This window comes from Rhizobacter sp., from assembly GCF_031412495.1.
Taxonomy (GTDB): Bacteria; Pseudomonadota; Gammaproteobacteria; order Burkholderiales; family Burkholderiaceae_C; genus Schlegelella_A.
The window spans coordinates 1-5,238 of sequence record NZ_JANODC010000293.1 but is presented as its reverse complement, the minus strand read 5'-3'; the positions used below and the strand labels follow the sequence as shown (position 1 = coordinate 5,238).

General features: G+C 73.3%; 8 protein-coding genes. 4 read left to right on the top strand and 4 right to left on the bottom strand.

The features are described 5' to 3' along the window. Window positions 1-466, bottom strand: a 466-nt coding sequence (locus AC30N0_RS10890) for a sigma factor (RefSeq protein WP_489517935.1), incomplete at its 3' end; no start/stop codon positions are given. A 190-nt stretch (window positions 467-656) separates the two neighbouring features. Between AC30N0_RS10890 and AC30N0_RS10885 the strand changes: the two genes are divergently transcribed. Genes AC30N0_RS10885 through AC30N0_RS10870 form a run of 4 tightly spaced genes read left to right on the top strand, consistent with a single transcriptional unit; the run spans window position 657 to window position 3,044 of the window. Next, complete coding sequence (locus AC30N0_RS10885) at window positions 657-941, top strand: BufA1 family periplasmic bufferin-type metallophore (RefSeq protein ID WP_489517934.1); 285 nt, start codon at window positions 657-659, stop codon at window positions 939-941. Window positions 942-967: 26 nt separating this feature from the next. Then, window positions 968-1,819, top strand: a complete 852-nt coding sequence (gene bufB, locus AC30N0_RS10880; RefSeq protein WP_489517936.1) for an MNIO family bufferin maturase — start codon at window positions 968-970, stop codon at window positions 1,817-1,819. Further along, window positions 1,816-2,589: an HvfC/BufC family peptide modification chaperone gene (locus AC30N0_RS10875; protein ID WP_489517933.1), complete on the top strand. Its 774-nt coding sequence runs from the start codon at window positions 1,816-1,818 to the stop codon at window positions 2,587-2,589. The genes bufB and AC30N0_RS10875 overlap by 4 nt, the downstream gene beginning before the upstream one ends. Further along, entirely contained in the window at window positions 2,586-3,044 is a 459-nt protein-coding gene (locus AC30N0_RS10870; RefSeq protein ID WP_489517932.1) for a DoxX family protein, read from the top strand. The genes AC30N0_RS10875 and AC30N0_RS10870 overlap by 4 nt, the downstream gene beginning before the upstream one ends. A 16-nt stretch (window positions 3,045-3,060) precedes the next feature. Here the strand turns inward: AC30N0_RS10870 and phnE are convergent, their stop codons facing one another. The 3 genes from phnE to AC30N0_RS10855 all read right to left on the bottom strand — a co-directional run. Beyond that, window positions 3,061-3,888, bottom strand: coding sequence for a phosphonate ABC transporter, permease protein PhnE (phnE, locus tag AC30N0_RS10865; RefSeq protein WP_489517931.1), 828 nt, complete (start codon window positions 3,886-3,888; stop codon window positions 3,061-3,063). Beyond that, the gene (locus tag AC30N0_RS10860; RefSeq protein WP_489517930.1) at window positions 3,885-4,724 is read right to left on the bottom strand and encodes a PhnE/PtxC family ABC transporter permease; all 840 of its coding nucleotides are present in this window, start codon (window positions 4,722-4,724) and stop codon (window positions 3,885-3,887) included. The genes phnE and AC30N0_RS10860 overlap by 4 nt, the downstream gene beginning before the upstream one ends. Further along, window positions 4,721-5,238, bottom strand: a 518-nt coding sequence (locus tag AC30N0_RS10855) for an ATP-binding cassette domain-containing protein (RefSeq protein WP_489517929.1), incomplete at its 5' end; no start/stop codon positions are given. The genes AC30N0_RS10855 and AC30N0_RS10860, both read right to left, overlap by 4 nt.

The window sequence follows — 5,238 nt, the reverse complement described above, 5'->3', positions numbered from 1 at the left end:
GCGCCGTCTCCGCCACCGAAAGCCCCTCGATCTTCACGCCGGCAATCGGCAGGCGGTAGCGATCGGGCAGCGACGCGACGAGGGCGATGAGATCGCGGCGGGCCTCGAACACCTGCGGCTCGGGGCAGGCCATGAACGCGGCCTCCTCGTTGTCGTCGCCGAGCGGCACCAGCGTCGGCCGCGCCGCGCGGCTGCGCAGCAGGTCGATCAGCTTATAGCGGGCGATCGCATAGAGCCATGGCGTCACCGGCTCGCCCGGGCGATAGCTGTGGCGCTGGTTGTGGAGAGCAAGCATCGTTTCCTGCACGAGGTCCTCGACGTCATCCGGAAAAGCGGCGGCGCGGCGCCTGAAGTAGCCGCGCAGGCGGTCGCCGACATGCCCGAGGAAGTCGGCATACGCCGCGTTGTCTCCGCCGAGAGCGAGAACAAGCAGGGCGCGCAGGCCAGGTTCGTCCGGGAGCGACACGCTCTGGTCTATTCGTACCGGCCGCGCCGCGGGTTACAGGAAGCTCGAAACAAGGGCCGAAAGTTTTCGCCGTCGGCTGTAACCCGGCGCCGGGTCAGCGCGAATAAGGATGAAGGCGAGCCTGCCGCGAATCCCGGACCCGGGCTGGCACGTCGTCTGACCCCTTCCCTCATCTTCAGGAGTTTCACCGATGAACGCTCGCTCGCTCGCCTTCGCCGCCGCGGCCCTCACGGCCCTTTCCGGATCGTCGGCCTTCGCCGCCGACAAGCCCGCTGCCGAGAAATCGGCGGCGATGGAGAAGTGCTACGGCGTCTCCATGGCGGGCAAGAACGACTGCGCGGCGGGCGCCGGCACCACCTGCGCCGGCACCTCGAAGGTCGACTACCAGGGCAACGCCTGGAAGAACGTGCCGGCCGGCACCTGCACGACGATCAAGACCCCGAAGGGAACCGGCTCGCTCTCCGCCAAGTCCTGAGCGGCATGACGGCGATCCGCGCCGGCATGGCTGCGCCGGCGCTCACGGCCGGCCTCGGCCTCAAGGCAGAGCACTACGAGGACGCCCTGGCGTGTCGCGCGCCGGGCCTGTGGTTCGAGGTTCACGCCGAGAACTATTTCGTGCAGGGCGGGCCGCGCCTGGCGTGGCTCGAGGCGATCCGCGCCGAGCACCCGGTGTCGCTGCACGGCGTGTCGCTGTCGCTGGCCGGCAGCGAGCCGGTCGACGCCGCCGAGCTCGCCCGCTTCGCGGCGCTCGTGCGACGGATCCAGCCGGTGCTCGTCTCCGAGCACCTGGCCTGGTCGCGCCGCGGCGGCGCGGTCTTCCCCGACCTGCTCCCGGTGCCGCGCAGCGACGAGGCCCTGGCCTGCATGTCCGGCAACGTGGAGCGCGTCCAGGATGCGATCGGTCGCCGCATCGCCATCGAGAACCCGTCGCACTACCTGCATCTCGACGGGCACGACTGGAGCGAGGTCGGCTTCCTCGCCGAACTGGCGCGCCGCACCGGCTGCGGCCTGCTCCTCGACCTCAACAACGTCCACGTTTCGGCCAACAACCTCGGCCAGGACGCGGCGGCCTACGTCGACAGCTTTCCGGCCGCGGCGGTGATGGAAGTGCACCTGGCCGGGCACCGCGCCGACGCGCGGCGCGGCGCGGCGCTGCTCATCGACTCGCACGACGCGCCGGTGTCGGCGCCCGTCCTGGCCCTGTACGAGCGCTTCATCGCCCGCACCGGAACGCGGCCGACGCTGATCGAGCGCGACGCCGCCGTCCCGCCTTTTGCCGAACTGCTCGCCGAGCGCGATCGCGCCCACGCCGTGCACGTCGACGCGGTTCGCGAGCAGGCGGTGCCGGCATGAACGCCCCGTCGCTGCCGGCCGGCGCGAGTCTCGACGCTTTCCAGCGCGACTTCGCCGCGGCCCTGCTCGGTGACGCCGACCAGGACCCGGACCGCCCGCTCCCCGACTTCGCGCGCCAGCCGGGGTTCGCTGTCTATCGCAACACCACCCTGGCGGCGTGCATCGACGCCCTCGTCGCCAACCACCCGACGGTGCGCCAGATCGTCGGCGAAGCCTGGCTCGAGAGCGCCGCCGGCGCGTTTGTCCGCGAGCATCCGCCGAGCACGGGCAGCCTGGCCGACTACGGTGCCGGCCTGGCCGACTTCCTCGCCGGCTTCGGCTCGGCGCGCGCCCTGCCCTACCTGGCCGACGTGGCCCGGCTGGACCGTCTCTGGATCGAAGCGCACTCGGCCCCGGACGGGCCGGTGCTTGCGCCGGCCGAGGTGGGCCGGCTCGGGCCCGAGGAGCTCCTTCGCGCCGTGCTGGTCCCGCACCCGGCGGCGCGCTGGCTGAGCGTCGCCGAGTCGGCGGCGTTCACGATCTGGCGTCGTCATCGCGACGGCGACGATGTCGGCGCCGAACTCGGCGTGGGCGACGAAAGCGGCCTGCTCACGCGACCGCACGGCATCGTCGAGTGGCAGGCGATCGACGCCGCGTCGGTCGCCTTCCTGGACGCCTGCGCCGCCGGCCGGACGCTCGCCGAAGCCGCCGCGCGGGCGGGCGAGTCGGCGGTCGTTGCCGCACTGCCGCAGCTGCTGGCTGCCGGCGCGTTCACGCGCCTCGACCGATGAGCGCGATCCTCTCGGGCACGTCGTGGCGAGCCGCCTGGAACCGCGGCGCGGACGCGCTCGGGCGCTGGCTCGGCCTCGACGTCGTGTTGCTCGCCAGCCGGCTCGGCATCGCCGCCGTCTTCTTCCAGTCCGGCCGGACCAAGGTCGACGGCCTGCTCGGCGTCAGCGAAGGCGCGGTCGGGCTCTTTCGCGACGAGTACCGCCTGCCGCTGCTCGACCCGGCCTTCGCCGCGCACGCCGCTGCCTATGCCGAGCACCTGTTCCCGCTCCTGCTCGTCGTCGGCCTGTTCACCCGCGGCGCCGCCCTCGCCCTGCTCGGCATGACGCTCGTCATCCAGGTCTTCGTCTACCCGGATGCCTGGCCAACGCACCTGTCGTGGGCCGCGCCGCTGCTCCTGCTCGCGGCCCGCGGCGCCGGCGCGGTGTCGGTCGATCGCTGGCTCGGCCTGCGCTGAAGCGCGCTGCCGGAACTCAGGCGTAGGCGGGCGCGAGCCGGGCCCGGCCCCAGCCGCTCAGCGCATCGACGGCGAAGACCAGCAGCAGCATCGCCATCAGCAGCGTCGACGCCTGGGCCTGCTGGAAGATCGAGAGATGGAAGTAGAGCATCTGGCCGAGTCCGCCGGCGCCGACGAAGCCGAGCACCGCGGCCATGCGGATGTTCATCTCGAGGCGGTACAGCGCATAGGCGACGACCTGCGCGATGACGAGCGGCAGCGTCGCGTAGGCGAAGGCGGCGACTGGCGTGCTGCCGGCGTCGCGCAAGGCGCGTTCCGGGCCGGGCGGCGCGTTCTCGAGGCTTTCGGCACAAAGGCGGCCGAGGACCCCGCTGGTGTGCAGCGCCAGGGCCAGGGTGCCCGCGAACGGGCCGAGACCGGCGGCGATGACCATGATCGCCGCCCAGACCAGCTCCGGAACGCTGCGCAGGGCGTTCAGCGCGAGACGGGCGGCGACGCGCGCCGGCGTGCCGAAGCGGCCGGCGGCTGGCTGGGCGAGCAGGCCGCCGGCGACGACCGCGAGCAAGGTGCCGACGGTTGCGACGGCAAACGTCTGCAGCGCCCCCCATGCGGCGCGGCCGACGAATGCCGGCGACAGGTCCGGCGGGAAGAACTCGGCCGCGAATCGGCCCATCAGGCGCATCGACTCGCCGCTGAAGAGGCCGCGCCAGTCGACCGCCAGGTAGGCGAAGCTGGCGACGATCGCGGCGAGCACGGCCAAGGCGAGCACCATGCATTCGACGCAGCGGCGATCCGGGCGCGAAGGCAGGGAGGCGCCGGTCGGCACGGCGGTGGCGCGCTTCATGCGAGGACGCGCCGGATCAGCGCGCTCAGCAGGTCGGCGACGACGACGAGGCCGAGGAAGACGAGGAGGACCGAGCTGGCTTCGCCGCCGTTGAGCATCTTCATCGACTGGTCCATGAGCTGGCCGAGGCCGCCGGCGCCGACGAATCCCATCACCACCGACGCGCGCACCGCGCACTCCCAGCGGTAGACGGTGTACGAGGCGAGCTCCTGCGCATTGCCCGGAACGAGGGCGTAGAGGAGCGCGCCGGTGCGCGAGCTGCCGGCCTCGAGGAGGGCCCGGGCCGGTCGCGTGTCGCCGGACTCGAGGATCTCGGCGTAGACCTTGCCGAGCATGCCGCCGTAGGTCACGGCCAGGGCCAGCACGCCGGCGCCCGGGCCGAGGCCGAGGGCGCGGACGAAGAGCAGGGCCCAGACGATCTCCGGGATCGCCCGCAGCAGCGTGAGCAGACCGCGCACGACGGTGCGCATCGCGACGCCCGAGCGCAGGCCGGGCCCGGGGCCGATGCGGGCGACCGACAGCGAACGCGTTGCAAACGCTGCTAGCGGCGCGGCGATGACGAACGCGAGGGTGACGCCGGCGGTCGCGATGGCGAGCGTCTCGAGGGTGGCGCGCAGCAGGAGGCCGAGGAACTCCGCGGTCACGACCGGGGGCAGGAAGCCGCCTAGGAAGCCGGCCATGACCGCGAGGTGGCTGGCATCGAAGAGGCGCCACGGCTCGAACTCGGCGAGAACGAGCAGCGGCCAGAGGACGACCGCGGCGGTGACCGCGACGCCGATGCGCCGCGTCGCCGCAGGGTCGCGCCAGGGCGCGCCGACCGGGCTCGGCGCCCTCACCGGCAGCGCGGCGCGATCAGCGCGGCCTCGACGACCGCCTTCGCGTCGGGCGCCTGGCTCAGGTCGACGCCCTGCATCGGCAGGGTGCCGCCCTCGGCCGCGTAGAGCTCGCTCAGCATCTCGCTCGTGACGGCGTGGGTCGCGCGGTCGAACACGACCCTGCCGGCCCGCATGCCGACCAGGCGTGGGAACCACTTCAGCGCCAGGTCGACCGCGTGCAGCGACGCCACCAGCGTCGCGCCGCGGTCCTCGTTCTCGGCGACGAGGACGCCGACCGCGGCGTCGGCCAGCGTCGGGTCGAGGGCCGAGACCGGCTCGTCGGCGAGCAGCAGGTCGGGCTGCTGGTAGAGGACGCGGGCGATGCCGACCCGCTGCAGCTGCCCGCCCGAGAGCCGGTCGCAGCGATCGAACAAGCGATCGGCGAGGTCGAGCCGGGCCAGCGCCTCGTGCGCGCCCGCGGCGTCGCGCGGGCGGGCCAGCGACGCGAGGGCCTGCCAGGCCGGCCGCAAGGGCG

What these genes read in the sequence shown, in the direction of transcription:
- AC30N0_RS10885 (WP_489517934.1), top strand. Translation starts at nt 657, where the DNA reads ATGAACGCTCGCTCGCTCGCCTTCGCCGCCGCGGCCCTCACGGCCCTT.
- bufB (WP_489517936.1), top strand. Translation starts at nt 968, where the DNA reads ATGGCTGCGCCGGCGCTCACGGCCGGCCTCGGCCTCAAGGCAGAGCAC.
- AC30N0_RS10875 (WP_489517933.1), top strand. Translation starts at nt 1,816, where the DNA reads ATGAACGCCCCGTCGCTGCCGGCCGGCGCGAGTCTCGACGCTTTCCAG.
- AC30N0_RS10870 (WP_489517932.1), top strand. Translation starts at nt 2,586, where the DNA reads ATGAGCGCGATCCTCTCGGGCACGTCGTGGCGAGCCGCCTGGAACCGC.
- phnE (WP_489517931.1), bottom strand. Translation starts at nt 3,888, where the DNA reads ATGAAGCGCGCCACCGCCGTGCCGACCGGCGCCTCCCTGCCTTCGCGC.